The sequence below is a fragment of the Enterobacter cloacae genome (genome assembly GCF_011078175.1).
GTDB classification, from domain to species: domain Bacteria; phylum Pseudomonadota; class Gammaproteobacteria; order Enterobacterales; family Enterobacteriaceae; genus Enterobacter; species Enterobacter cloacae_Q.
Window position 1 is genome coordinate 320,651 of the sequence record NZ_JAALCJ010000004.1, and the last position, 25,071, is coordinate 345,721.

The window sequence follows — 25,071 nt, forward strand, 5'->3', positions numbered from 1 at the left end:
TCCTTTACTGGCCGAGAGTGAGTGTTTTGAGCATCATGCTCTTCACGGTATTAAGCACTTCGACGTTTGCCTGGTAGCTGCGCGACGCGGACATAGAGTTCACCATCTCCCCGACCACATCCACGTTCGGCATTTTCACGTAGCCGCTGGCATCTGCGAGCGGGTTGCCTGGCTCGTAAACCAGCTTGTCGGGCGCCTGGCTCTCCACCACGTCCGCCACTTTCACGCCGCCCGTTGCCGCACCTGGTGCAGCATCTACCTGAAAGACGACCTGTTTAGCGCGATACGGTTGCCCGTCAGGGCCGGTCACGCTGTCGGCGTTGGCCAGATTACTGGCGGCCACGTTCAGTCGTTTGGACTGCGCCGTTAATGCCGAACCGGCGATATCAAAAATATTCAGCAAGGCCATTTACTAATTGCCCCCCTGGAGGACGGTCATCATGCCTTTGATTTGCCCGCCGAGAAGCGTCAGGCCTGTCTGGTATTGCAGGCTGTTATCGGCAAACTGTGTGCGCTCCCGGTCCATGTCGACGGTGTTACCATCAAGCGAAGGCTGATCGGGAATGCGATAAAGCAGGTCGGTCGTTGGCGCGGTCATCGCCTGAGCGGGAATATGACGTGAGGATGTCAGGGCCAGTGAGACACCCGTTCCTTCGGCACGTCCGCGCTCCATCACTTTTTTGAGTTCACTGGAAAAATCGATATCGCGCGCCTGATACCCGGGGGTATCCGCGTTGGCGATATTGGCGGCTAAAATCTCCTGCCGCTGGGCGCGTAAGTTGAGCGCTTCCTGCTGAAAACGTAACGCGGCGTCGAGTTTATCGAGCATGTCTCCTCCGCTGATGAGAAAATTTCAGTTCACAGCTTAAATCTCCCCCCGTCTCCCCTATCGACGGAATAAGCGCAAAATGCGTCGCTATTTGTTGCGTTGATGGAAAACCACTGCGGGTAGAATTTGCTTAATTCTGGACATGGTGGAACGTGCGATGCGGACTTTTAAACGTGGCCTGGCGGCGACCTTACTGCTTTTAAGCCCTCTGGTGCAGGCTGAGGGGTTAGAGGACCAGCTCAATGCATTCTTTGCGCAGAAGCTGGCCGGTTTCAGCGATGACGTACGCGTGACCGTGCGCACCCCGCCTAACCTTTACCCTTCCTGCGAAACCCCGTCCTTTAGCGTGACCGGCACTACCCGGTTATGGGGCAACGTGAACGTGCTGGCGCGTTGCGCCAATGAAAAACGGTATTTACAGGTTGCGGTTCAGGCGACGGGCAATTATGTTGTCGCCGCCGTTCCCATTCCGCGGGGCAGCCTGCTGCAACCTGACAGCGTAACGCTGAAGCGAGGCCGTCTGGATCAGCTTCCACCGCGGACAATGCTGGATATCAACCAGGCTCAGGAGGCGGTCAGCCTGCGCGATGTCGCCCCTGGACAGGCGATACAGCTATCCATGCTGCGCCAGGCGTGGCGGGTGAAAGCGGGTCAACAGGTGATGGTGGTCGCCAATGGCGAAGGCTTTAGTATCAACAGTGAAGGAAAAGCGCTGAATAATGCCGCTGTGGCGCAAAATGCCCGGGTCAGAATGTCCTCAGGCCAGGTGGTCAGCGGCACGGTCGGTCCTGATGGGAATATTCTGATTAACCTGTAATCTTTTTAAAGATTTCGCGGCGACTGCCGATAAATATTCAACAAATGATAATGTCAGGCGCAAACGCCGCGAACCCTCGATGAGGACAACACTATGAGCATTGATCGTACATCAGCCCTGAAGCCGGTTAGCACTGTACAACCTCGCGAAACGAATGAGGCTGTCCCGCAAAAAACGCGTCTGGAAAAAACGTCGACGGCAAACAGCACCAGCGTTACGCTGAGCGATGCGCAGTCGAAGCTGATGCAGCCAGGCAGCAGCGATATCAACATGGAACGTGTTGAAGCGCTAAAAACGGCTATCCGTAACGGCGAACTGAAAATGGATACCAGCAAAATCGCTGATGCGCTGATTCAGGACGCGCAGAGTTTCCTCCAGAGTAACTAATCGTATGAGTCGACTGTCAGAAATACTGGATCAGATGACGGTGGTCCTGAACGACCTGAAAACGGTGATGGACGCAGAACAGCACCACCTCTCTTCTGGTCAAATCAACGGCAGCGCGTTGCAACGCATTACTGAAGATAAAAGCTCGCTGTTAGCGACCCTGGATTATCTGGAAAAACAGCGACGCGCTGAACAAGACGCGAAACGCAGCGCCAATGATGAGATCAATGAACGCTGGCAAACCATTACAGAAAAAACCCAGCATCTTCGCGATCTCAACCAGCATAACGGCTGGCTGCTGGAAGGTCAGATTATCCGTAATCAGCAGGCACTAGAGGTGTTAAAGCCCTATAAAGAGCCGGGGCTATACGGTGCGGATGGTCAGACGGCCACGGCGCGTATCACGGGCGGGAAAAAGATTTCGATTTGACGCAGTAGCGGCAAATCATAAAACGGGGAGCACCTTCTGGTGAACTCCCCTTTTGGCGTTTATACCGTGCGGCGGGTGAACTCTTTCACCTTGAAGCCAAGCACCGCCAGCGTGGCAAAGTACGCGACCACACCGACGGCCACCACGGCCATCAGACGCATCAGGCGGTAAGGCATGGTGCCCTGCGCCCAGTCAGGCATGACATACAACATACCAACCAGCGCTGCTGCCATCACCACTACCGCGATCGCCAGACGCAGCAGGAAGCTTGCCCAGCCCGGCTGCGGGGTGAAGATATCCTGCTTGCGCAGCTGCCAGTACAGCAGCCCGGCGTTCACACAGGCCGCCAGACCAATCGATAATGACAGACCGGCGTGTTTCAGCGGTCCGATAAACGCCAGGTTCATCAGCTGCGTCATGATCAGCGTCACAATGGCAATCTTAACCGGCGTTTTTATGTCCTGACGTGAATAGAAACCCGGCGCAAGCACCTTCACGACAATCAGCCCCATCAGCCCCACCGAGTAGGCCACGAGCGCACGCTGGGTCATGGCGGCATCAAAGGCGGTGAATTTCCCATACTGGAACAGCGACACCGTCAGCGGTTTCGCCAGGATCCCCAGCGCCACTGCGCTTGGGAGCGCCAGCAGAAAACAGAGACGCAGGCCCCAGTCCATCAGGCGACAGTATTCATCGTGGTTGCCGCTGGCGAAACTTTTTGACAGCGACGGTAGCAGAATAGTCCCGAGCGCCACGCCCAGCACTCCGGACGGAAATTCCATCAGACGGTCGGCATAGTACATCCAGGACACCGAGCCCGACACCAGGAAAGAGGCGAAGATGGTATTGATAATGAGCGAGATCTGGCTGACGGACACGCCAAGTATCGCGGGTCCCATCTGTTTGATCACGCGCATTGCGCCTGCATCTTTGAAATTAATGCGCGGCAGAACCAGCATGCCGATCTTTTTCAGATGCGGAAGCTGATAAGCAAGCTGTAACACCCCACCAACGGTTACGGCCCAGGCCAGCGCCAGCACCGGTGGGTTAAAATGCGGCGCGGCGAACAGCGCAAAGCCAATCATGCTGACGTTGAGGAACGTAGGGGCAAAGGCCGGAACGGAAAAGCGGTTCCAGGTATTCAGGATGGCACCCACCAGCGACGCCAGGGAAATCAGCAGGATATAGGGGAAGGTTATACGCAGCAGTTGCGTTGTCAGGGCAAATTTATCCGCCGTGTCGGCAAAACCCGGCGCCGTCACCATGATCACCCAGGGCGCTGCCAGCATCCCCAGGACGGTTACGATCGCCAGCGCCAGCGTCAGTAATCCGGAAACGTAGGCCACAAAGACGCGGGTGGCATCTTCGCCCTGCTTGCTTTTATATTCCGCGAGGATCGGGACAAACGCCTGTGAGAAAGCCCCTTCGGCAAAAATACGGCGCAGCAGGTTCGGCAGCTTGAACGCAACGAAAAAGGCGTCAGTCGCCATCCCTGCGCCAAAAACCCTTGCCACAATGGCATCGCGCGCAAAGCCAAGCACGCGGGAAAACATGGTCATCGAGCTGACGGCCGCCAGCGATTTTAATAAGTTCATTAACGTGAAGTTCCACAACCCTACGGATTTCCAGGACGGGTAAGCGGTAGCGCCACCCGGCAAAGCCAACAAGCGGCGCTTAGTCTAACCGGATTTCAACGAATTACTATCGGCAGATGTAACAGTGAATTATTCGCTCATGGCTTCGCGCCAGAGTCGTTCCACAATGCGCTGCGCCAGAATAGCCTGCTCCCCGGACGTTTCAGGAACCGTCTGATTCTGCACGCAGGTGATGAAATGACGTGCGCAGCCCACAAAGCCACGCTGTTCCAGGGTGCTCTGCCAGCCGGGAACGGGTAACGCAACCACGCCATTGCCCTTCTCTTCCCGCCACTCTCGCATATCGGTGACGTCATACAGTGCGCCATCCGTAACGGCCTGCACGGACTCGCGCTGGCTGCCCGCCCGACGATGCATGCTGGTCGTCACTTGTAAATGCTCAACGGCAAAATGATGTTCGGCGTAAACCATCTCACCCTGCTCGTTGGTCAACAGCGTACCGCTTTGCAGCTGGGCTTTTCCGTTACTCAGCCACAGGGCCGTATCCACAACGTGGAGATAATCATCCAGCAGCGTGAAGCGCAGATCGTTCGGCCCCACGCTGTCGGTACGGTGCTTATCCATTCGCAAAGAGGCAAACGAGTCAGACCGGGTCTTAAGCTGCTGGTAGAGTGGTGCAAAACGCCGGTTGAAGCCAACCATCAGCGTCAGCTTTTTCCGCGCGGCCAGTTCAATCAGACGTTCAGCATCCGGTACATTCTCCGCCAGGGGTTTATCCACGCAGACGTGAACGCCTGCGTTCAGCAACTCGCTCACCACCTGGTAGTGCGTCGCGGTTGAGGTATGGACAAATACCGCATCGCATTCACGGGCTAAATCCTGAAGCGAGCTGGCATAAGGGATGCGCCAGGTTTTGCAGATGCGCTCTGCTTTCTCGCGGGTAGGCGACCACGCCCCTTGCAGCGTCCAGTCGGACGCGGCGCCTAAAACAGGCAGCCAGGCTTTCTGGGCAATCCCCCCCAGCCCCACAACACCTATACGTAATGTTGTCACGATTAATCTCCCAGATGTGCGAGTAAGGCATCCAGACGCTGTTTCAACCCGGCCACCTCGTCTTCGAGGGCGGCCACCCGCGCGGTCAGGCTGTCGTTGGATGCTGGCGTGTCGGATTCTTCGGCCGGCGCAGAGGGCTCCACGTCGCCGCTAAACAGGTGCATATAACGGCTTTCACGCTTGCCCGGCTCGCGGGCCAGACGGACGACGTAAGGACCGTCGTCTCGTAAGACTAATCCCTCCAGGGTCTGTTCAACTTCCTGCATATCCTGAAATTCATGCATGCGGGAGGCACGCGTGCGCAGTTCGCCCGGCGTCTGCGCCCCGCGCAGCAGCAGCGTTGTAATAATCGCCACTTCTGCGGCGCTGAGTTTTAAATCGCCAAATTCAGAATTACAAAAGCGTTGTTCATATTTAGTGACGCGATTACCGAAGCCGCTGACGGTGCGCAGGTAGTGGCGCTTTACCAGCTCATCAAGAATATCCTGCACCTCGTGCTCGCCAAGGTTCATCACCGGTTCACGGTTTGTCTTCTGGTTGCAGGCCATCGTGACGGCATTCACGGACAGAGGATACTGTTCCGGCGTCGTGACCTGCTTTTCCAGAAGGCAGCCGATCACGCGCGCTTCGTCGCCATTTAACTGATATTTCATTTTTTCTCCTTAACGACCCGGGGTCCATTCCTGGGTGGTGAGCGCGGTGAGCACATGGTCCCGCCACTCGCCGTCAATCAGCAGATAATCTTTGGCATAGCCCTCTTTCTCAAACCCCAGGCGGGCCAGCAGATCGCCGCTGCGCTTATTGTGCGGCATGTAGTTCGCCATAATGCGATGGATATGTTGCGTGCGCTGCATGTAGCGAATCGCCGCCGTCAGCGCCTCAAACATGAGCCCCTGCCCCTGCCATTTCTGACCGATGGAATACCCGAGATAGCAGGCGTGAAACGACCCGCGTACCACGTTTGAAAAATTGGCAATGCCAACGATCTCTTTCTCTTCCGGATCGAGAAGCGCGAAATAAAACGCACTTCCCTGCTTATGAAATTCCGCAATCATACTGAGGCGCGCCTGCCAGCCAGAGGGGTAGCAGTGGCTCTCGTCCCGAACGGGTTCCCAGGGTTTTAAAAACTGGCGATTCTCGGCGTAATAATCCGCCAGACGCCAGGCATCACGCTCATGCACCAGACGAACGACCAGCCTGTCCGTCGTCAGACGCACTTTTGGCACATTACTGCGATAGCCAAACATCGTTACCACTCCTTCCCGTCGCTTCTGCTCTGCCTGTTAGCTTTACTATACCTGTGCCTGTGCCTTCTGTGAAAACAGTGACATACCATTTTGATCGCTTTTCACATTTTTCGATGAGAACTCTCTATCAAAGCCCCTTTTTGATAAAAAAATATTGTCGCCACCGGGTATGGGAAAAAGCGCGGCGACACCGCAGAATGTTAGCGTGCTCACCTTTTATTTTCCCTGGAGGGAAAATGTCCCGCGTATCACAGGCCAGGAGCCTGGGTAAATATTTCCTGCTCGTCGATAACATGCTGGTCGTGCTCGGCTTTTTTGTCGTTTTTCCGCTTATATCGATTCGTTTTGTCGATCAAATGGGCTGGGCGGCATTGATGGTCGGGATCGCGCTGGGTCTACGCCAGTTTGTACAACAGGGTCTGGGCGTGTTTGGCGGTGCAATAGCCGACCGCTTCGGCGCGAAACCGATGATCGTCACCGGCATGCTGCTACGTGCGGCGGGATTCGCCACCATGGCAATCGCGCATGAACCCTGGCTACTGTGGTTCTCCTGTTTTCTTTCCGGGATTGGCGGCACTCTTTTCGATCCCCCGCGTACCGCGCTGGTGGTGAAGCTTATCCGACCGCAACACCGGGGGCGCTTCTTCTCGATTTTGATGATGCAGGACAGCGCTGGCGCGGTGGTGGGCGCCCTGCTGGGGAGCTGGCTGCTGCAATACGATTTCCGCCTGGTCTGCGCCACAGGCGCGGTACTGTTTATTCTCTGCGCGCTGTTTAATGGTCTGTTTCTTCCAGCGTGGAAGCTGTCGACGGTTAAAGCGCCAGTACGGGAAGGGCTTGACCGCGTGCTGAACGATAAGCGCTTCGTCACCTATGTGTTAACGCTGACCGGCTACTATATGCTCGCCGTGCAGGTCATGCTAATGCTGCCAATTATGGTTAACGATATTGCCGGCACGCCGGCAGCGGTGAAATGGATGTATGCCATTGAAGCCTGCCTCTCTCTGACCCTGCTCTACCCAATTGCCCGATGGAGCGAGCGCCGTTTCCGGCTTGAGCACCGTCTGATGGCCGGGCTGCTGCTGATGACGCTGAGCATGATGCCCATCGGTCTGGTGAGTTCGCTTCAGCAGCTGTTTATGCTGATATGCACCTTCTACATTGGCTCAATCATTGCCGAGCCAGCCCGCGAAACGCTGAGCGCGTCACTTGCTGACGCCCGGGCCCGTGGCAGCTACATGGGATTTAGCCGTCTCGGACTGGCGCTTGGCGGCGCACTGGGCTATACCGGTGGCGGCTGGCTGTTCGATGCCGGTAAAACGCTCCATCAGCCGGAGCTGCCGTGGGTCATGCTCGGCATGGTCGGCTTTATGACGCTGATTGCCCTCTGGTGGCAGTTCAGCGATAAACGCAGCACCCGCGGGATGCTGGAGCCTGGCGCCTGAGCTCCTTACACTATCAGTTTTTTCTGCTGGTTTCTGTAGGATCACCCTGACATACTGGCGTATCAGGACAGATGCGCCGATTTTATGTTGAGGAACGCCATGAAAAAGATCGTTATTGCCGCTGCGTTAATTGTCAGCGGTCTGCTGGTGGGTTGTAACCAGCTTACGCAGTACACCGTCAGTGAGCAGGAAATTAATCAGGCGCTGGAAAAACATAATAATTTTTCAAAAGATATCGGCGTCCCTGGTCTTGCGGACGCACACATCGTCCTGACGAATCTCGCCAGCCAGATTGGGCGCGAGGAGCCAAACAAAGTCACCCTTTCCGGCGATGCCAGCCTGGACATGACCTCGCTCTTCGGCAACCAAAAAGCGGACATCAAGCTGAAGCTTAAGGCGCTGCCTGTTTTTAATAAAGAGAAAGGGGCAATATTCCTGCAAGAGATGGAAATCGTCGATGCGGTTGTCACGCCGGATAAAATGAAACCGGTGCTGCAAACGCTAATGCCTTATCTCAACCAGTCGTTGCAGAACTACTTTAACCAACAGCCAGCCTATGTTCTGAGCGAAGACAAGAGCAAAGGCGAATCTCTGGCGAAAAAATATGCCAAAGGGATTGAGGTGAAACCGGGTGAAATCATCATACCTTTCACCGACTAAACACGCCGGGCGCTCAGGCGCCCGTTTTTTTTATCGGAATAGTGTGCAAACGAAAACGTTTCCGCTTATGATTTGTGTCCGGCAAAAACAGCCATCTTATGACTGATCCCTTTCAAGCCGGAGCTTCCATGACTGTACAATCCCAGGTTCTCAAAATCCGCCGCCCAGACGACTGGCATATCCATCTTCGTGATGGCGACATGCTGAAAACCGTCGTACCGTATACCAGCGAAATTTATGGCCGTGCGATTGTTATGCCTAACCTGGTACCGCCAGTCACTACCGTCGAGGCCGCGATTGCCTATCGCCAGCGTATCCTTGACGCCGTTCCGGCCGGGCACGATTTTATCCCATTGATGACCTGCTACCTGACGGACTCGCTGGATCCCAATGAGGTTGAGCGCGGGTTTAACGAAGGTGTGTTCACCGCCGCGAAGCTCTACCCGGCAAATGCCACCACTAACTCCAGCCATGGGGTGACCAGCATTGATGCCATCATGCCCGTCCTGGAGCGTATGCAAAAACTGGGGATGCCGCTGCTGGTACACGGTGAAGTGACCCACGCTGACATTGATATTTTCGATCGCGAAGCACGTTTTATTGAAACGGTCATGGAGCCGCTGCGCCAGCGCCTTCCGGGGCTGAAGGTGGTGTTTGAACACATTACAACTAAAGATGCCGCAGAGTATGTCCGGGATGGCAATGAGCTGATTGCCGCCACCATCACCCCTCAGCACCTGATGTTTAACCGCAACCACATGCTGGTGGGCGGTGTTCGACCACATCTGTACTGTCTGCCGATCCTTAAGCGCAATGTCCATCAGCAGGCACTACGCGAGCTGGTTGCCAGCGGCTTCCCGCGCGCGTTCCTCGGCACAGATTCCGCCCCACATGCCCGTCACCGAAAAGAGGCGAGCTGCGGCTGTGCAGGCTGCTTCAACGCGCCTACCGCCCTTGCAAGTTACGCAACCGTGTTTGAAGAAATGAATGCGTTAGACCATTTCGAAGCCTTCTGCTCCCTCAACGGCCCACGTTTCTACGGTCTGCCGGTCAATGACACGTTCATTGAGCTGGAGCGTAAAGAAAGCCAGGTTGAAGAGTCGATTGCCCTCACCGACGATACCCTGATCCCCTTCCTGGCCGGTGAAACCGTAAACTGGTCGGTAAAACGCTAAAAAAATCGCGCCCCCTGTTGCCAGACAGACAATATAACTGTATAAATAAACAGTATATTACACAGGGGGCATTTATGCGTATTGAAGTCACCATTGCCAAAACCACCGTCCTGCCTGCTGGCGCACTCGACGCACTGGCGGGTGAGCTATCCCGACGTATTAACAGCACTTTTCCTGAAAACGAGGGCGCCGTAACGGTACGTTATGCAACGGCAAACCATCTTTCCGTCATCGGCGGCGCGAAAGAAGATAAAGTACGCATAAGCGAAATTTTGCAGGAAACATGGGAGAGCGCCGACGACTGGTTTATCACTGATTAATATTTGCTCCCTCATTGTGTTTTTTTTGCCGGGTCGCCCCGGCTTTTTTTCGTTTCGTTTCCTGAAAGTTCAAATTATTTCAGCATCTTCTTAGAAAATCGTGAACAAGATGGCGTTTTATTGTTCGAACAATCCTAAAAAGCAGAAAAATGTGTTGCTACCCGTTTATTTTTTCCTTCTGAACCCCTATTAATTGATATACTGAAATTGCTTTCAGAAAAACATGCATTGAACCTCAAAGTCGTTGTCTTCTAACACGCATTAAGGGGGTTATAATGGAAAAGAATAGCGAAGTCATCCAGACCCATCCGCTCGTTGGCTGGGATATCAGCACCGTAGACAGCTACGATGCGCTGATGCTGCGTTTGCACTACCAGACCCCAAATCAGCAAAACCGCGATGAAGCGGAAGTTGGACAGACGCTGTGGCTTACAACAGACGTCGCCCGTCAGTTTATCTCTATTTTGGAAGCAGGCATCGCAAAAATAGAATCTGGCGACTATCAGGAAAACGAGTATAAACGGCATTGACCTTATGCCCCTTACACTCAACAGGCACCCTCGCGGTGCCTTATTTATTTCCTTCTTGTATAAGCCCACGTAGTTAATTACTCTGCTAACAAAGCGTTAGTAAAGAGAAGCCTATGAAATACGATTTGATCATTATCGGAAGCGGCTCCGTAGGATCTGCCGCCGGTTATTACGCAACGCAGGCGGGTCTGAATGTGCTGATGATTGACGCCCACCTTCCCCCCCACTCTGAAGGCAGCCATCACGGCGATACCCGTCTGATCCGTCACGCTTACGGTGAAGGTGAACGCTATGTACCGTTGGTGCTTCGGGCTCAGACGCTGTGGGATGAACTGGCGGCACTCACCGAAGAGCGCATTTTTGAGCGCACCGGGATCGTTAACCTGGGGCCTGCCAACTCCACGTTTCTGGCGAACGTCGAGGAGAGCGCGAAAGCCTACCGCCTGGACGTTGAGCGTCTGGATGCGAACGGCATTATGGCGCGCTGGCCGGAAATTTCTGTCCCTGGAGATTACATTGGATTGTTTGAAGCCAATTCCGGGGTACTGCACAGCGAAACGGCCATTAAAACATGGATCGATCTCGCCGCCAAAGCGGGCTGTGCGCAGTTGTTCAACTGTCCGGTCACGGGCATCTCTCACCATGCAGACGGTTCAACCGTCACCACGTCTGAGGGTGAATATACCGCTACGCGCCTGCTGGTAAGTGCGGGAACGTGGGTGACGAAACTGCTGCCGGAACTGCCCATTCAGCCGGTCCGCAAAGTCTTCTCCTGGTTTCAGTCTGACGGGCGTTACAGCAGCCAGAACAAATTCCCGGCGTTTACAGGCGAATTACCCAATGGCGATCAATTCTACGGTTTCCCCTCTGAAAAAGACGCGCTCAAGATTGGCAAACATAACGGTGGACAGTTAATTTCCTCGTCTGAAGAGCGCAAGCCGTACGGCGCTTATCCGCAGGATGGTTCCGAAGCCTTCACGTTCCTGCGTAATATCCTACCGGGCGTAGGCGGGTTGCTTTACGGCGCAGCGTGCACCTACGACAACACGCCGGATGAAGACTTCATCATCGATACCCTGCCCGGACACGACAATACCCTGCTTGTAACCGGGCTCAGCGGTCACGGGTTTAAATTTGCCTCGGTGTTAGGTGAAATCGCCGCCCAGTTTGCTCAAGGCATCACGCCTTCGTTTGATCTCAAGCCCTTCGCGCTCTCGCGCTTTAACCGATAATACCGCTACAGGCTCCGAATAACCGGAGCCTGTTTAGGGAGAGGGACGAGATGCGCAGACTGGTGAATTACCTTATCAATAACATCCGCGAGCATTTCATGCTCTACATTGTTCTTTGGTCGCTGCTGGCGATCGTTGACGTTATCTATATTGTATTCTTCTGAAAATCCTCGCTGACGTTTATTGACACTCCTTTAAATTTATTTAACTTATATTTTTTAAAAAAAGTCACCTCAAATTTATTGAACGAAGCGATTGAAATACATTGCGGAAACACATTCAAATTCGCTGAAATAAATTAAATAAAAAACATTATTCATTTTTTTCAGTTGCATTATTTATTTAACCCGTCCATTTTTATTGCTCAGTCATTTGAGAACGGAAATTCATATGCAATGGCGTAACTCCTCCCGTCGCTACGGAATAATATCCATGTGTTTACACTGGCTATTTGCACTTGCCGTCTATGCCATGTTTGGTCTCGGCCTCTGGATGGTGACATTAAGCTATTATGACGGTTGGTATCATCAGGCCCCCGAATTGCACAAGAGCATCGGGGTTCTTCTGATGATGGGTCTGGTTTTTCGCGTGATCTGGCGACATATTTCTCCGCCCCCTCCAGCGCCCAAAAGCCATGGACGACTTACCCGCTTAAGCGCTGTTAGCGCGCATATCGCACTCTATGCCCTGCTGTTCGCCATTCTGATCAGCGGCTATCTCATTTCGACCGCAGACGGCAAACCTATCAGCGTGTTTGGGCTTTTTGACGTCCCAGCCACGCTGGCTGACGCCGGTTCACAGGCTGACACCGCAGGTGTGGTTCATCTGTGGCTGGCATGGAGCGTAGTGATCCTCTCTGTCCTGCACGGCCTTGCGGCCCTGAAACACCACTTTATTGATAAAGACGATACGCTGAAGCGCATGCTTGGCCGTTCGTCAGTTGACTCTGGAGCATAAAATGAAAAAACGCCTGTTGGGTATCGCATTAGGTTCGCTGCTATTTACCACCGGTTCGGCCATTGCCGCTGACTATAAAATTGATAAGGAAGGCCAGCATGCCTTCGTCAATTTCCGTATTCAGCATCTGGGTTACAGCTGGTTATATGGCACGTTCAATGATTTCGATGGCACATTTACTTTCGACGAGAAAAACCCTGCTGCCGATAAAGTGAACGTCACCATTAATACTAACAGCGTCGACACTAATCACGCCGAGCGTGATAAACATCTGCGCAGCGCTGAATTCCTGAACGTGGGCAAATTCCCGCAAGCTACTTTCGCGTCGACAGAGGTGAAGAAAGACGGCGATAAGCTCGCGATTACCGGTAATCTGACGCTGAACGGCGTAACAAAACCGGTCACACTGGATGCCAAATTAATTGGACAGGGCGACGATCCGTGGGGTGGCAAACGTGCTGGCTTTGAAGCCGCAGGCAAAATTCATCTGAAAGATTTTAATATCACCACGGATTTAGGCCCGGCATCGCAGGATGTAGAGCTGATTATTTCGGTGGAAGGCGTTCAGCAGAAGTCATAAAACAGGCCCGGCAGGCTTGTGAGCCGCCGGGCATTGTTTTACTCCGGGTCAGGAATACCCAGTTTGGTATTCAGCCGGCCCCGGGATTTATTAAAGATCTTGTTCCCGTTCTCGCGCCCGGCACGGCGGCGACGTTGCTCTTCTTCTGGCAAGATACTCTCTTCACTGCACAGCTCGCTACAGCAGCCATTAAACTTCTCGGCACATGCAGGGCACTGAATAAACAGCAGATGACACCCGTCGTTTTTGCAGTTGGTATGCGTGTCGCACGGCGTACCGCACTGGTGGCAGTGCGCGATCACGTCCTCTGAAATGCGCTCGCCCATACGCTCATCAAAAACAAAGTTCTTACCGATAAAACGCACCGGTAAACCCTGCTCGCGAGCGCGGCGGGCATATTCAATGATCCCACCCTCAATGTGCCAGACTTTATTAAAACCGTTGTGCTTCATCCAGGCGCTGGCTTTTTCGCAGCGGATCCCCCCGGTACAGTACATAACGATCTTTTTGTCTTTATGCTCCTGCATCATCTCAACGGCTTTCGGCAGTTGTTCGCGGAAGGTATCGGCAGGAATTTCCATCGCATTTTCGAAGTGCCCCACTTCATATTCGTAGTGGTTACGCATATCGATGAACACCGCATCCGGATCGTCAAGCATCGCGTTCACTTCAGCGGCCTTGAGGTACTCCCCCACATTAGCAGCATTAAAGCTCGGATCCTCAATACCATCCGCCACAATGCGCTCACGCACCTTCATGCGCAGCACCCAGAATGATTTGCCGTCATCATCCAGCGCAATGTTCAGGCGTAAGCCGTTAAGCGCCGGATCAAATCCGTAGAGGAGATCGCGGAAGGCGCTGACCTTGCTTTCAGGCACGCTGATCTGCGCGTTAATCCCCTCACGCGCGAGATAGACGCGACCAAACACGTTCAGGGCGGTGAAAGCCTGGTAAAGCGCATCGCGGGTCGCCTGTGGATCGTCGATGGTGAAATACTTATAGAAAGAGATCGTTGTGCGCGGTTCGGTTTCGGCCAACATACGCGCTTTCAACATCTCATTCGAAACGCGGTTGTGTAACACTGGCATGGTGTACAAGTCCTGCAATCGTTGAGAATTAAAAATCGGTCGGCATGATATAGCAAACAAAGACAATTTACATCCACACAATTTACGCTACATTTCAGTCAACCTGATTAATCAGACTTAACATTTGCATATTCTTTCATGTTTCGATGACAGACATTTTGGCTATGCCTTAAAAAATGAGACAATAGCCCTTCAGGACGTTAGAACACAGGACAGACATGACCCAGTTACCGAAATTTACTGCCGCGCTTTTGCATCCCCGCTATTGGTTAACATGGTCAGGCATTGGCTTGTTGTGGCTAATTGTACAGCTGCCTTATCCCGTCATCTTCCGCATGGGTAAAGGGCTGGGCCGCATTGCTCAGCAGTTTATGAAGCGTCGCGCCAGGATCGCGTATCGCAACCTTGAGCTTTGCTTTCCTCAGATGAGCGAATCTGAGCGCCACGACATGGTGGTTAAAAACTTCGAATCTGTCGGCATGGGGCTGATGGAGACCGGTATGGCCTGGTTCTGGTCGGATAAGCGCATGGCGCGCTGGACGGAAGTGGCCGGAACCGGCATGGATCCTGTGCATAATCTCCAGGCCAACCAGACTGGCGTTCTGCTGATTGGCGTTCATTTCCTGACGCTCGAAATTGGCGCGCGCATGTTCGGCATGCAGGCGCCGGGTATTGGCGTTTATCGTCCTAACGATAATCCGGTGATCGATTTGATCCAGACCAACGGGCGCATGCGCTCCAATAAAAGCATGATCGATCGCAAAGACCTGAAAGGAATGATCCGCGCCCTGAAATCAGGTGAAGTCGTCTGGTATGCCCCGGATCATGACTATGGCCCGCAATCCAGCGTGTTTGTCCCGTTCTTTGCGGTGGAAGATGCCGCGACGACCACCGGGACCTGGATGCTGGCGCGAATGTCCAAAGCGGCTATCGTGCCGTTTGTGCCGCGCCGTAAACCAGACGGTTCAGGCTATCAGCTCATCATGCTGGAGCCGGAACTCGCGCCGCCGCTGATTGATGCAGAAACCACCGCGCGCTGGATGAACGGCATTGTCGAGAAATGCATTATGCTCGCCCCGGAGCAGTATATGTGGCTGCATCGCCGCTTCAAAACCCGGCCTCAGGGCGTTCCTTCCCGGTATTAATCTGCATGCGGCCTTCCGGGCCGCATGTTGTTTTAGCTTTAAAAGCTCCCCGTCATTGCGGCAATCATACCCTGGGCGCATAATTAGCAGGCTTATTACCTCACTGTTCACGGTGCCCTGCACCTCATTATGCGGATAGTTATGTCCCCCACAGATGCTCCCATAAACTGGAAACGTAACCTGACGGTTGCGTGGCTGGGTTGTTTTCTCACTGGCGCTGCCTTTAGCCTGGTGATGCCCTTCCTGCCCCTCTACGTTGAACAGCTCGGCGTCACCGGCCATAGCGCACTGAATATGTGGTCCGGGCTGGTGTTCAGCATTACGTTCCTGTTCTCCGCCATTGCGTCGCCCTTCTGGGGTGGGCTGGCGGATCGCAAAGGCCGCAAGATTATGCTGCTGCGCTCTGCGCTCGGCATGGCGATCATTATGCTGCTGATGGGGGTGGCGCAGAACGTCTGGCAGTTCCTGATATTACGCGCGTTCCTGGGCCTGCTCGGGGGATTTATCCCTAACGCCAACGCCCTGATCGCCACCCAAATACCGCGCCAGAAAAGCGGATGGGCGTTGGGCACGCTCTCCACTGGCGGCGTAAGCGGCGCGCTGCTGGGCCCGCTGGCGGGCGGGCTGCTGGCCGACCACTACGGACTGCGGCCGGTATTCTTCATTACCGCCAGCGTGCTATTCCTCTGCTTCCTGGTGACGCTTATCTGTATCCGCGAGAATTTCACGCCCGTGGCCAAAAAAGAGATGCTGCACGCCCGGGATGTGCTGGCCTCGCTGAAAAACCCAAAGCTGGTGCTGAGCCTGTTTGTCACCACCATGATTATCCAGGTGGCCACCGGTTCAATCGCGCCTATACTGACGCTCTATGTACGCGACCTGGCCGGCAACGCCAGCAATATCGCCTTTATCAGCGGCCTGATCGCCTCTGTTCCCGGCGTGGCGGCGCTACTGAGCGCGCCGAGGCTTGGCAAGCTGGGAGACCGTATCGGCCCGGAAAAAATCCTGATCTGCGCCCTGATCGTCTCCGTCCTGCTTCTGATCCCCATGGCGATGGTGCAGTCTCCGTGGCAGCTCGGCGTCCTGCGCTTCCTGCTGGGGGCTGCGGATGGTGCGCTACTCCCGGCCGTACAGACGCTGCTGGTCTATAACTCCACCAACCAGATAGCCGGTCGTATTTTCAGCTATAACCAGTCGTTTCGCGATCTGGGTAACGTCACCGGACCGCTGGTCGGCGCGGGAATTTCGGCCAGTTTCGGTTTCCGGGCGGTCTTTATCGTGACGGCAGGCGTCGTGCTGTTCAACGCCGTTTATTCGTGGCTCAGCTTATCCCGGGCGCTACGCCCGGCGCGAATAAGACCACATCGTGACGGCTAATTTACGCATTCATACTTGCAAAATCATATAATCAGCTATTCTTTCCCTGAATACCTTCACGAAAAACAGGGAGACACCAATGACCATGTACGCCACGCTGGAAGAAGCAATTGATGCCGCTCGCGAAGAGTTCCTCGCCGATAATCCCGGCATTGAGGAAGAAGATGCTGACGTGCAACAACTCAATATCCAAAAATACGTCCTCCAGGACGGCGATATTATGTGGCAGGCCGAATTCTTTGCTGATGAAGGTGAAGATGGTGAATGTCTGCCGATACTGAGTGGTGAAGGTGCGCAGGCGGTATTCGACGGCGACTATGACGAAATTGAGTTACGTCAGGAGTGGCTGGAAGAAAATACGCTGCACGAATGGGACGAAGGTGAGTTTCAGCTCGAACCGCCGCTGGATACCGAAGAGGGTCAGGCCGCAGCGGACGAATGGGACGAGCGATAAGTCACCGCTACTCGTAGGGGCCGTGGCTGGCATCGATGGGCAGCAGTAGCGTGTCGAAAATCAGCGAAAACGGCAGATCGAGCACGGTGAGATAGCGCCATGCGGAATCACGGATATCCCACTGTACGCCGGGGTAGTACTGATTCCCGTGGCCCTGCCCGGGGATGGTGCGGCTGATAATGCTGCCGCAGCCGCTGAGCAGGCATGCCATCATGATTACAATGACGACTTTCATTGTTAAACCTCTAAAAAAATACCGGCGCTTAAGCCGGTATTTTATTTGGCGGGCAAAGAAGCGTTACTTCGCCTTCAGGGCCAGCGGATTGAGCTTCACGTCCTTGTAGTAGTTCACCCACGAAGAGTATCTCTCCGGAGAGGACCACACGCGGTAGTGAAGCCGTGCCATCGTCACCGGATCGCTCAACAGCACCAGACGACGGTCGCGGTTAAGCTTTTCTGGCGTCTCGTTCAGCGCCTGCTCAACGTGGCGATCGCGGGCGATCTCCAGCACCTGGCTGGCGCGGTGACGCGCAGTCGCCATCGCGGTTGCCAGCGCGTTGAATGACGGGTTAAACACGGCATGCATAAAGCCATCATCCAGCGTGCGTTTGCGGTTCTGCTCCAGATAGGTATCGGTATCCACCAGCACCTGCGGCGGAGAATACTCTTCCGGAATCAGGAACAGCTTCCAGCGTTTGGTACGCAGGCCCACCGTGGAACGGCTGGAGATCACCGACACAAACGGCGACAGGATCAGCGAGAAGACGATTGGCGCCAGCCAGAACAGGAATCGCAGATCCAGCCAGGCCATACCCACGGCCCACACCAGGCCCAGCAGCAGCTGAGAGCCGTGGCGCATAAAGGCTTCACTCCACGGCGTAGAGTCATCGTCACGCTGCGGTGAATTCCACACCACTTCCCATCCCAGGAACGCGCTCACCACAAACACCGTATGGAACAGCATACGCACCGGCGCAAGCAGGACCGAGAACAGCACTTCCAGCAGCAGGGAGAGAGTCACGCGGCAGAAACCACCGTACTCCTTCGAACCTTTGCACCAGATCAGAATGATACTGAGCAGCTTAGGCAGGAACAGCAGCACCATGGTCGACGCGAACAGCGCTATCGCCAGCTCCGGACGCCACTGCGGCCACACCGGGAACAGCTGGCGCGGTTGCAGGAAGTACTGCGGCTCCGTCAGGGCATGCACAACCTGCAATGCGGTCGAGAGCGCGAGGAACATAAACCACAGCGGCGCAGACAGATAGGACATAACGCCCGTCAGGAACACCGCCCGGTGAACAGGGTGCATCCCTTTCACCAGGAACAGGCGGAAGTTCATCAGGTTACCGTGACACCAGCGGCGGTCGCGTTTGAGCTCATCCAGCAGGTTCGGCGGAAGCTCTTCATACGAGCCAGGCAGATCGTAGGCAATCCAGACGCCCCACCCTGCACGACGCATCAGCGCGGCTTCCACAAAGTCATGCGACAGAATGGACCCGGCAAACGACCCTTCACCCGGCAGCGGCGCCAGGGCGCAGTGCTCGATGAATGGCTTCACGCGGATGATGGCGTTGTGGCCCCAGTAGTGAGATTCTCCCAACTGCCAGAAGTGTAGACCGGCAGTAAACAGCGGCCCGTAGACGCGGGTCGCAAACTGCTGGCAGCGCGCATACAGCGTGTCCATACCGGACGCTTTTGGCGAGGACTGAATAATACCCGCATTCGGGTTGGCCTCCATCAAACGGACCAGCCCACTCAGGCAGTCGCCGCTCATCACGGAGTCCGCATCCAGTACCACCATGTAGCTGTACTGATTACCCCAGCGACGACAGAAGTCATCAATGTTCCCGCTCTTACGCTTCACACGACGACGACGACGACGGTAGAAGATCTGCCCTTCGCCCTGCACTTCGGCAATCAGCTCCATCCAGGCTTTTTGCTCTGCCACGCAGATGTCCGGGTTGTAGCTGTCGCTCAAGATATAGACGTCGAAATGCGCTGCATTACCGGTCGCCTTTACAGACTCCCAGGTAGCGCGCAGCCCTGCGAATACGCGGTCAACGTCTTCGTTACAGATAGGCATGATCAGCGCGGTACGGTGCTCAGGGTTGAGGGGTTCATCCCCAACCGTAGACGCCGAAATACTGTATTTGTCACGCCCCATCAGCAGTTGCAGGAAGCCCATTAGCGCTGTCCAGAACCCGGCCGAGACCCAACAGAACAGCACGGCGAACAGCAGAAGGATGCCGCTCTGTAAAATATACGGCAGCAGCTGCATGAAGGAGACCCAGATATCCTGGCCAATCATGTCGGCAGGGTTGATCAACGCCCAGCCCTGGTACGGCAGAATGGTTTTCATGTACCAGGTGGCGACAACCGTCTGCGCCAGCGTCAGCAGCAGCAGAATGTAACGACGAATCGTGCCTACGGTACGCCATTTCTGCTCGGAGGCCTGCTGTTCTTTGGTCAGACGTGACAGATAGCGCGGCGTCACGTCTCGCCCACGCAGGCGATCCCAGAAGCGGCCCACCGGGTTGGTGCGCCACGGATCGGGGAACATGGAGGAACGCGTGGCCTTCGGCATCGCCTGTAGCTGGTCACGCCCTTCGTCATCCTTGATTAACTGCCCTTCTGCCAGCGAGTCCGGCCATGCCTGCTCCAGACGTGCCTTCACTGACCCCAGCGGCGTATCATCATCACGGGAAAAGTGACGATGTTCACCATCCAGCGCGGTGTGAACCGCGCGGATGTCGCTCGCTGGGAGTGCCGCTTTTTCAATGTCCGTCAGCGGCATGGCATCAATATATTCAGATGTATTATTCATTGGCAGGTAGCTGATAGCTCCAGGTTTCACTCAGCGGCTTATCGTTACTGACCAGCGCGGCGCGCATTTCAGTGGTCTGTTTCGGATCTTTCACCTTCACGCGCAGTGTCAGACGCCACCCTTTGGTGACCGGATTGTACCGCACGGCGTTCTCAACGATTTCACCGTTATCGCCAATGCTGGCCTGTGCCGTCACGGCAGTATCCGGCGCCAGTTTTTTCATATCCTGCCCGGCGAAATCCACGATAAATGCCAGCGTGCCATCCGGCTGACGAATCAGATTGGACTGCTTCACGTCACCCGTCGAACGCCGCGTTTGCATCACGTACGCGTTATCCGGTGCGTGCAGTTTGTCTTCGTCACGGCTGAAGGTGATCGCATACTTGAAGTTCATCTCTTTACCGGCTTCCGGCAGCTGATCCGGTGTCCAGTACGCTACGATGTTATCGTTGGTTTCATCGTTAGTTGGAATTTCAACCAGCTCAACTTTGCCTTTACCCCAGTCGCCTTTCGGCGTAACCCAGGCGCTTGGACGCAGATCGTAGCGGTCATCCAGATCTTCAAAGCGGGAGAACTGACGGCCACGTTGCAGCAGACCAAAGCCCTGCGGGTTTTCCATCGCAAAGCTGCTGACGGCGAGGTGTTTCGGGTTGTTCAGCGGACGCCAGATCCATTCGCCATTATCCGCATGAATGGAAAGACCGTTGGAATCATGCAGTTCAGGACGGAAGTTGGTCGCCGGAGACGGCTGGTTCGGCCCGAACAGGAACATGCTGGTCAGCGGCGCGACGCCCAGTTTGCCCACTTTGTCGCGCAGGTAAACTTTAGACTGTACGTCAACCACCGTGTCACGCCCTGGCATGATCACGAAGCGATAAGCGCCTGTCGCACGAGGGGAGTCCAGCAGCGCATAAATTGTCAGGCGTTTGTCGGTGGGTTTTGGACGTTCGATCCAGAACTCGCGAAAACGTGGAAACTCTTCACCTGATGGCAGCGCGGTATCAATTGCCAGACCGCGCGCAGAAAGCCCGTACACCTGCCCCGCGCCAATCACGCGGAAGTAGCTGGCGCCAAGCATGCTGACGATTTCGTCGTTTTTATCTTTGCTGTTAATCGGGTAAAGCACCTTGAAGCCAGCGAAGCCGAGGTCTTTCACCGTGTCTTTATCGTGCTGCACATCGCCAAAATTGAAATAATCCGGGCTGTACTTGATTTTACGTACCGCGGTCGCCGTCACTTCATTGATGGCAACCGGCGTGTCGAAGTACATACCCTGGTGGTAAAATTCAAGCTTGAACGGGGTTTTAATATTGTTCCAGTACGCTTTATCGTGATTAAACTGGATCTGCTGATAGTCCGCGTATTTCATGTCGCGGAAAACGGAGGGCAGGTTACTTTTTGGCGCTTCATAGCTCTTGCCCGCCATCGATTTAGCCTGTTTTGCGACATCATCGATGTTAAAGGCCAGTGCAGATGAGGTATACAGTGACAACAGCACTGCTACACCCAACCAACGCATTTTCATCATTTGTGGTTTATGTTTCATAATAAGTAAGCACTTCCCCCTTTGTGTGCTTATATCGATCCGATCCATTTTAATGGAAACTCAGGCAATCCGACAACATTATCACTGCTTTGTTCAGCTCGCTGGCTCATGGATTAAGCAAATGAAAGAACCCGCTTTTCACTTTGCGTGCTTATCCTGGAGACAGGGTGTCGGTCTTGGTGTAGGGTTGGCTCCGAATGTAACCATTATGAGCCTTAGGGATAAGGTGAAAAGTCTGAGAATGCGCAAAGTTATATGAGCACAACCCCTGTACAACGTGAATATTTCCTCGACTCGATCCGCGCATGGCTCATGCTATTGGGGATCCCTTTTCATATTTCACTGATCTATTCCAGCCACACCTGGCACGTGAACAGTCAGATGCCCTCCTGGTGGCTTACGCTGTTTAATGATTTTATCCATGCCTTCCGCATGCAGGTGTTTTTTGTCATTTCCGGCTATTTCTCTTACATGCTCTTCTTGCGCTATCCCCTCAAGCGGTGGTGGAAAGTGCGCGTGGAGCGCGTGGGCATACCGATGTTGACGGCCATTCCGCTGCTGACGCTGCCGCAGTTCATCATGTTGCAGCATGTTAAAGGCAAGGCGGAAAACTGGCCGAATCTCTCCTTCTATGAGAAATACAACACCCTGGTCTGGGAGCTGATCTCGCACCTCTGGTTCCTGCTGGTACTGGTGGTGCTCACCACGGTGAGTTTGCTGATCTTCAGCCAGCTGCGCCAGCGCGCGAGTAGCGCATCCTCCACCTTCTTCGCCAACATCACCCTGGGCAAGCTGTCGCTGCTGTTTCTTGCGCTGGGGGTCGCGTATGCCGCCGTCAGGCGTACCCTGTTTATTGTCTACCCTCCCATTCTGAGCGATGGGCTGTTTAATTTCGTGGTAATGCAGACGCTGTTCTACATTCCCTTCTTCCTGATCGGGGCACTGGCATTTATTCATCCCCGGCTTAAAGCGCTGTTTACCACCCCCTCCCCCTGGTGTGCAGTGGGTGCAGCGCTGGCCTTTGCCGCCTATCTTCTCAATCAACGCTACGGCAGCGGCGACGCGTGGATGTATGAGACGGAGAGCGTGATAACGATGCTGATGGGCCTGTGGATGGTTAACGTGGTGTTCGCCCTTGGCCATCGTCTGCTGAATTTTAAATCCAGCCGCGTCACCTATTTCGTTAATGCTTCGCTGTTTATCTACCTGGTTCACCATCCGCTGACGCTGTTTTTCGGGGCGTACATTACGCCGCATATCGCCTCGAATGCGCTGGGCTTCTTCACCGGCCTGGTCTTTGTGGTTGGCATTGCCATCGTGTTGTATGAAATACACCTGCGGATCCCGCTTTTGCGTTTCCTGTTCTCAGGCAAACCTCAGGTTAAAGCGGGATAACAAAACGGCGCCTCCAGGGCGCCGTTTTTGCATTTCAGGCATCAAAATGCCTGGCTACGCTCGGTCAAAATCCGCTGATACAGGTCGGCAGTTTGCTCATCGAAACAGACGAAAGTCACTTTTTCCGGCATGGGTTTGAGGGAAAGGTAGTGATAAACGGTATTCACGGCGATCGTAGCTGCCGCTTCCTTTGGATAACCGTAAACCCCCGTGCTGATAGCGGGAAACGCCATGGTCTTATACCCGTTATCCGCCGCAAGCCGCAGGCAGTTACGATACGCCTGCTCCAGAATCTCAGCCTCATGGCGGTCGCCACCGTGCCAGACGGGTCCAACAGTGTGGATCACCGCTTTGGCGGGGAGATCGCCCGCAAGCGTAATAACAGCATGCCCCGGCGGGCACTCTCCCTGCTGCTGACGCACGGTTTTGCATGCTTCAAGGAGTTGAGGCCCTGCGGCACGGTGAATGGCACCGTCCACCCCGCCCCCACCCATCAGGGAGGAGTTGGCTGCGTTGACGATCACGTCAACGTGCACCGTCGTAATATCGCCATGAATAACGTCGATTTGCGGTCTCATAAACACCCTCTGCAACCCGCCTTTTTCATCAGTGTATCGCAGAGGAAGAAGGAGAAAAACTGCCGCGAAAAAAACGTCGGTTAGCGGTAATCCACCTGAACGACCGCCAGCGTTTTCTGCTCATTCAGGTATTTCATGCTGACAGCGGCCAGAGCTGAATGAGGATGATGGCCCCGGAGCGCCTCGTCATAACTGATGGTATGCGTTTTCATACGGTTATTTTCCGGACAGGAGATTGCAAACTGCTGATGCCGGGGAGTGACTTCGCACGGATCAGCGACCACCGCGCCACGAAAATGAATCACCCCACCATTTTCTATAGTTGCTGAATATGCCGGAGAAAAAAAAGAGGACAGGATCAGTCCCAGACCAGAAATAATACACGCTGCGGATTTGAACATTATTTGTACTCCTCAATGAAATTCGTCCTTGAGGTGTAAAAACGCTCCGTTATGACATATCAAATCAAGCAACCCGAGTGCTGGGTTCTTGATATCAGCATAGCGTAATTGTGCAGCGCCGCCACTTTATTAACTCATTGATTTCATGAATGTTTAAAGCGTATCTGTCGGTGCGTTCCACTGTTGTGATAAATGAAGCGATTTTCCATCGGAAACGGTGACAATTATTTTTACCGCATCCCCTGAGCGAATATTAAAACTGATTCGCGTTAAATCAATCGGCTGATTAGCGGGTATAAAAAGAGTATTTTTCTGCCGCGATGTACTTTGTCCCCCCTGCCCCTGTCGGACAGATAACACCTCAACCTGACATTCGCAGGCGTCTGCCAGAGTGACCTGAGGAATAATGGTTGTCATATTTGCCTGCTGTGAGGCGCTGAACGTTATCTGGCTGGCAAGCGCGGCAAGGAGAATGAATGTGCTCATGAGATCCTCCCGAAAAAAAACAGGGCGCATGCCCTGTTTTTTGGTACAGAAATGAATCAGTACTGGTGTGCGGTCGCGTTGTTGCCGAAGCCAACCTGGTGCACAGTCACCGTTGAGCCGGACGCTGTCTGGTCTACCGCCGCGCCGTTGCCGCCGCCGAACTGTTTCACGTTGATAACAGAGTCTTTGCTATTCCACTGGTCGATGGTGGCGCTGTTACCAAAGCCTTTTTGCAGCAGATCGATAGAACTGTCATCAGAGCCCTGGCCAACATCTGCGCCGTTACCGCCACCGTGCTGGGTAATGGTCAATTCAGAATCTCGCGCGTCCGTCTGCAAAGCAAGCGCGGAGTTACCGCCGCCGTACTGGTAAATGCTCAGGGTTGAGTCAGGGCCGTTATTGCCGCCACCCCAGCCACCACCGTGGCCGCCGCCAAATTGTGGTACCGCACCTGCGAAAGCACTGCCAGAAACTACGATTGCTGCAATAACTGCCACTTTGAAAAGTTTCATGGTAA

The 25,071-nt window shown here is 54.3% G+C and carries 30 protein-coding genes; 16 read left to right on the forward strand and 14 right to left on the reverse strand.

The window, feature by feature from the left end:
• Positions 1-4: 4 nt before the first annotated feature.
• Both flgC and flgB read right to left on the reverse strand, forming a co-directional pair.
• Entirely contained in the window at positions 5-409 is a 405-nt protein-coding gene (gene flgC / locus G6Q29_RS11230) for a flagellar basal body rod protein FlgC (RefSeq protein ID WP_003857997.1), read from the reverse strand.
• A gap of 3 nt (positions 410-412) precedes the next feature.
• Positions 413-829 carry a flagellar basal body rod protein FlgB gene (flgB, locus tag G6Q29_RS11235; RefSeq protein ID WP_003857999.1) on the reverse strand — a complete coding sequence of 139 codons (417 nt, stop codon included), beginning with the start codon at positions 827-829 and terminating at the stop codon, positions 413-415.
• Positions 830-986: 157 nt separating this feature from the next.
• On the opposite strand from flgB, the gene flgA reads away from it, so the two are divergent.
• From flgA to flgN, 3 genes are all read left to right on the forward strand, one after another.
• The gene (gene flgA / locus G6Q29_RS11240; protein ID WP_165465661.1) at positions 987-1,646 is read left to right on the forward strand and encodes a flagellar basal body P-ring formation chaperone FlgA; all 660 of its coding nucleotides are present in this window, start codon (positions 987-989) and stop codon (positions 1,644-1,646) included.
• Positions 1,647-1,739: 93 nt separating this feature from the next.
• Complete coding sequence (flgM, locus tag G6Q29_RS11245; RefSeq protein ID WP_165465662.1) at positions 1,740-2,033, forward strand: flagellar biosynthesis anti-sigma factor FlgM; 294 nt, start codon at positions 1,740-1,742, stop codon at positions 2,031-2,033.
• Positions 2,034-2,037: 4 nt separating this feature from the next.
• A complete protein-coding gene (gene flgN / locus G6Q29_RS11250; protein WP_003858003.1) occupies positions 2,038-2,463 on the forward strand; it encodes a flagella biosynthesis chaperone FlgN in 426 nt (141 codons plus the stop codon).
• Between the two features lie 59 nt (positions 2,464-2,522).
• Here the strand turns inward: flgN and murJ are convergent, their stop codons facing one another.
• The 4 genes from murJ to rimJ all read right to left on the reverse strand — a co-directional run bounded on the left by murJ (position 2,523) and on the right by rimJ (position 6,358).
• A complete protein-coding gene (gene murJ / locus G6Q29_RS11255) occupies positions 2,523-4,058 on the reverse strand; it encodes a murein biosynthesis integral membrane protein MurJ (RefSeq protein ID WP_165465663.1) in 1,536 nt (511 codons plus the stop codon).
• A 129-nt stretch (positions 4,059-4,187) separates the two neighbouring features.
• Entirely contained in the window at positions 4,188-5,111 is a 924-nt protein-coding gene (locus G6Q29_RS11260; protein ID WP_165465664.1) for a Gfo/Idh/MocA family protein, read from the reverse strand.
• A 2-nt stretch (positions 5,112-5,113) separates the two neighbouring features.
• Entirely contained in the window at positions 5,114-5,764 is a 651-nt protein-coding gene (locus tag G6Q29_RS11265; RefSeq protein ID WP_165465665.1) for a YceH family protein, read from the reverse strand.
• Between the two features lie 9 nt (positions 5,765-5,773).
• Positions 5,774-6,358 (reverse strand): ribosomal protein S5-alanine N-acetyltransferase, encoded by a 585-nt coding sequence (gene rimJ, locus G6Q29_RS11270; protein WP_165465666.1) that lies wholly within the window; start codon positions 6,356-6,358, stop codon positions 5,774-5,776.
• Between the two features lie 236 nt (positions 6,359-6,594).
• On the opposite strand from rimJ, the gene mdtH reads away from it, so the two are divergent.
• From mdtH to G6Q29_RS11315, 9 genes are all read left to right on the forward strand, one after another.
• Positions 6,595-7,803: a multidrug efflux MFS transporter MdtH gene (gene mdtH / locus G6Q29_RS11275; RefSeq protein ID WP_165465667.1), complete on the forward strand. Its 1,209-nt coding sequence runs from the start codon at positions 6,595-6,597 to the stop codon at positions 7,801-7,803.
• A 99-nt stretch (positions 7,804-7,902) separates the two neighbouring features.
• Positions 7,903-8,463, forward strand: coding sequence for a lipoprotein (locus G6Q29_RS11280; RefSeq protein WP_023305855.1), 561 nt, complete (start codon positions 7,903-7,905; stop codon positions 8,461-8,463).
• 128 nt (positions 8,464-8,591) lie between these two features.
• A complete protein-coding gene (gene pyrC / locus G6Q29_RS11285; protein ID WP_165465668.1) occupies positions 8,592-9,638 on the forward strand; it encodes a dihydroorotase in 1,047 nt (348 codons plus the stop codon).
• Positions 9,639-9,712: 74 nt separating this feature from the next.
• Complete coding sequence (gene dinI, locus G6Q29_RS11290; RefSeq protein ID WP_165465669.1) at positions 9,713-9,958, forward strand: DNA damage-inducible protein I; 246 nt, start codon at positions 9,713-9,715, stop codon at positions 9,956-9,958.
• A gap of 275 nt (positions 9,959-10,233) precedes the next feature.
• Complete coding sequence (bssS, locus tag G6Q29_RS11295; RefSeq protein WP_015570838.1) at positions 10,234-10,488, forward strand: biofilm formation regulator BssS; 255 nt, start codon at positions 10,234-10,236, stop codon at positions 10,486-10,488.
• A gap of 113 nt (positions 10,489-10,601) precedes the next feature.
• Positions 10,602-11,720 (forward strand): N-methyl-L-tryptophan oxidase, encoded by a 1,119-nt coding sequence (gene solA / locus G6Q29_RS11300; RefSeq protein ID WP_165465670.1) that lies wholly within the window; start codon positions 10,602-10,604, stop codon positions 11,718-11,720.
• Positions 11,721-11,770: 50 nt separating this feature from the next.
• A complete protein-coding gene (locus G6Q29_RS11305) occupies positions 11,771-11,884 on the forward strand; it encodes a YceO family protein (RefSeq protein ID WP_063449457.1) in 114 nt (37 codons plus the stop codon).
• A gap of 226 nt (positions 11,885-12,110) precedes the next feature.
• Positions 12,111-12,677, forward strand: a complete 567-nt coding sequence (locus G6Q29_RS11310) for a cytochrome b (RefSeq protein WP_165465671.1) — start codon at positions 12,111-12,113, stop codon at positions 12,675-12,677.
• A 1-nt stretch (position 12,678) separates the two neighbouring features.
• Positions 12,679-13,257 carry a YceI family protein gene (locus G6Q29_RS11315; protein WP_017384744.1) on the forward strand — a complete coding sequence of 193 codons (579 nt, stop codon included), beginning with the start codon at positions 12,679-12,681 and terminating at the stop codon, positions 13,255-13,257.
• A gap of 38 nt (positions 13,258-13,295) precedes the next feature.
• On the opposite strand, the gene G6Q29_RS11320 is transcribed toward G6Q29_RS11315, so the two are convergent.
• Entirely contained in the window at positions 13,296-14,345 is a 1,050-nt protein-coding gene (locus tag G6Q29_RS11320) for a rhodanese-related sulfurtransferase (RefSeq protein WP_165465672.1), read from the reverse strand.
• Between the two features lie 218 nt (positions 14,346-14,563).
• On the opposite strand from G6Q29_RS11320, the gene G6Q29_RS11325 reads away from it, so the two are divergent.
• The 3 genes from G6Q29_RS11325 (at position 14,564) to G6Q29_RS11335 (ending at position 17,321) form a co-directional block, all read left to right on the forward strand.
• Complete coding sequence (locus G6Q29_RS11325; protein ID WP_165465673.1) at positions 14,564-15,490, forward strand: Kdo(2)-lipid IV(A) acyltransferase; 927 nt, start codon at positions 14,564-14,566, stop codon at positions 15,488-15,490.
• A 141-nt stretch (positions 15,491-15,631) separates the two neighbouring features.
• Positions 15,632-16,867 (forward strand): multidrug efflux MFS transporter MdtG, encoded by a 1,236-nt coding sequence (mdtG, locus tag G6Q29_RS11330; protein WP_165465674.1) that lies wholly within the window; start codon positions 15,632-15,634, stop codon positions 16,865-16,867.
• A 79-nt stretch (positions 16,868-16,946) separates the two neighbouring features.
• Entirely contained in the window at positions 16,947-17,321 is a 375-nt protein-coding gene (locus G6Q29_RS11335; protein ID WP_003858026.1) for a MysB family protein, read from the forward strand.
• Positions 17,322-17,328: 7 nt separating this feature from the next.
• On the opposite strand, the gene G6Q29_RS11340 is transcribed toward G6Q29_RS11335, so the two are convergent.
• From G6Q29_RS11340 to mdoG, 3 genes are all read right to left on the reverse strand, one after another.
• Positions 17,329-17,556: a YceK/YidQ family lipoprotein gene (locus G6Q29_RS11340; protein ID WP_165465675.1), complete on the reverse strand. Its 228-nt coding sequence runs from the start codon at positions 17,554-17,556 to the stop codon at positions 17,329-17,331.
• A 63-nt stretch (positions 17,557-17,619) separates the two neighbouring features.
• Positions 17,620-20,148, reverse strand: coding sequence for a glucans biosynthesis glucosyltransferase MdoH (mdoH, locus tag G6Q29_RS11345; RefSeq protein WP_003858032.1), 2,529 nt, complete (start codon positions 20,146-20,148; stop codon positions 17,620-17,622).
• A complete protein-coding gene (mdoG, locus tag G6Q29_RS11350; RefSeq protein ID WP_165465676.1) occupies positions 20,141-21,694 on the reverse strand; it encodes a glucans biosynthesis protein MdoG in 1,554 nt (517 codons plus the stop codon). The genes mdoH and mdoG overlap by 8 nt, the downstream gene beginning before the upstream one ends.
• Positions 21,695-21,949: 255 nt before the next feature.
• On the opposite strand from mdoG, the gene mdoC reads away from it, so the two are divergent.
• Positions 21,950-23,089, forward strand: a complete 1,140-nt coding sequence (gene mdoC, locus G6Q29_RS11355; RefSeq protein ID WP_165465677.1) for a glucans biosynthesis protein MdoC — start codon at positions 21,950-21,952, stop codon at positions 23,087-23,089.
• A gap of 41 nt (positions 23,090-23,130) precedes the next feature.
• Here mdoC and ymdB read toward each other — a convergent pair whose 3' ends face one another.
• The 4 genes from ymdB to csgA all read right to left on the reverse strand — a co-directional run bounded on the left by ymdB (position 23,131) and on the right by csgA (position 25,066).
• Positions 23,131-23,667, reverse strand: coding sequence for an O-acetyl-ADP-ribose deacetylase (ymdB, locus tag G6Q29_RS11360; RefSeq protein ID WP_165465678.1), 537 nt, complete (start codon positions 23,665-23,667; stop codon positions 23,131-23,133).
• Positions 23,668-23,747: 80 nt separating this feature from the next.
• Positions 23,748-24,068, reverse strand: coding sequence for a type 1 fimbrial protein (locus tag G6Q29_RS11365; protein WP_003858038.1), 321 nt, complete (start codon positions 24,066-24,068; stop codon positions 23,748-23,750).
• 153 nt (positions 24,069-24,221) lie between these two features.
• On the reverse strand, positions 24,222-24,554 hold the full coding sequence (csgC, locus tag G6Q29_RS11370) for a curli assembly chaperone CsgC (protein ID WP_165465679.1): 333 nt from the start codon (positions 24,552-24,554) through the stop codon (positions 24,222-24,224).
• A 56-nt stretch (positions 24,555-24,610) separates the two neighbouring features.
• On the reverse strand, positions 24,611-25,066 hold the full coding sequence (gene csgA / locus G6Q29_RS11375; RefSeq protein ID WP_003858043.1) for a curli major subunit CsgA: 456 nt from the start codon (positions 25,064-25,066) through the stop codon (positions 24,611-24,613).
• Between the last annotated feature and the right edge of the window lie 5 nt (positions 25,067-25,071).